1 protein-coding gene is annotated in these 1,448 nt (G+C 73.2%); it reads left to right on the top strand.

Annotation, left to right across the window (positions count from 1 at the left end; translation table 11 throughout):
• Window positions 1-147 precede the first annotated feature (147 nt).
• Window positions 148-1,448, top strand: a 1,301-nt coding sequence (locus DKL51_RS32835) for a DUF6311 domain-containing protein (protein ID WP_124813200.1), incomplete at its 3' end; no start/stop codon positions are given.

Here is a 1,448-nt window from a genome sequence, read left to right as displayed (position 1 = left end):
TCACCCGGTGTTGCACGTCGCCCCAGTAGTTGAGGCAGACCTCCCCCGACCGCCATGGGCCGGCACCGCCGGCACGGGGTGCGGCCTCCACCGTGGGCGCACCGGTGCGGCCGGAGGGCCGCCGCACCGCCTGTACGATGGCCCGTCGTGGCTGTGCCGGTGGTAGACCCCTCGCTGAACTCCGCGTCCGTCGGGGTCGAGCCCGTCGCGGCCGATCCGCCGCGCCGGCCCCGACGCCGGCCGGCCCGCGCCGACGTGCTGGTCATCGGAGCCTATGCGGTGCTCGGCGTTCTCGTCTGCCTCAACTACTGGGGCGACGTGCAACACCGGGTCTCGTCCCACCTGCCGACCGACCACAGCTGGTTCGAGTGGCTCTTCGCGCACGGCGCCTACTCGCTGCGGCACCTGGAGAATCCGCTCTTCACCGCCCGGCAGAACGCGCCGGACGGGGTGAACATGATGGCGAACACCTCGCTGCTCGGGGTGACCCTGCCGCTGGCGCCGCTCACCCTGCTCCTCGGCCCCCAGGTGATGTACGCGCTCTACCTGGGCGGGGCCCTCGCCGCGACCGCGTCCACGTCGTACTGGATGCTCTCCCGGCACCTGGTGCGCTCGCGCGCGGCGGCCTTCGTCGGTGGCGCCTTCCTCGGCTTCGCCCCCGGCATCGTCCACCACGCCAACGGTCAGCCGAACTTCGTCTCCAACTTCCTGCTCCCGCTGATCGTGGCGCGGGTGCTGCGGCTGGGCGAGCCGGGCCGCTGGTGGCGCAACGGCGTCGCGCTGGGCGTGCTCGTGGCGTACCAGATCTTCATCAACGAGGAGATGCTGCTGCTCACCGCGCTGGCCTGCCTGGTGACGCTGGCCGCGTACGTGGTGCAGCGACCCCGGGCGGCGTGGGCGCGGGCCGGCAGCTTCGCGGCGGCGCTCGGCGTCGGCGGCGGGCTGGCCCTGCTGCTGGCCGCCTACCCGATCTGGTTCCAGTTCAACGGCCCGCAGTCCTACCGGGGGTTGCAGGGCGGCGTCTTCCACAGCTGGGGCGAGGACCTGGTCGCCTTCGTCACCTTCGCCCGGGACACCGTCGCCGGGGACGAGGCGGTGGAGAAGACGATCGGGCTGACCGAGCAGAACACCTGGTTCGGCTGGCCGCTGGTGCTGGTCGCCCTGGTGGCCCTGGTGCTGCTGGTCCGCCGGTCGCTGGCCGCCCGGATCCTGGCCGTGCTGGTGGTGGTCTTCGCCGTCGCGTCGATCGGTCCCAAGGTGCGGTTCAACGGCGTGGAGACGGGCATCGACGGCCCCTGGGCGTACGTCCCGGACGATCTGCCGCTGGTCGAGATGATGATGCCGACCCGACTGGCCCTGGTGGTGGCGGCCGCGGTCGGCGTCCTGCTCGCGCTGGCCTGGGACGCTCTCGCCGGGGGCGGCCGGCCGCCGGTCCCGGCGCCGCGCTC

The sequence above is a fragment of the Micromonospora globispora genome (genome assembly GCF_003857015.1).
GTDB classification, from domain to species: domain Bacteria; phylum Actinomycetota; class Actinomycetes; order Mycobacteriales; family Micromonosporaceae; genus Micromonospora; species Micromonospora globispora.
This window is presented reverse-complemented; position numbering and strand designations above follow the sequence as displayed.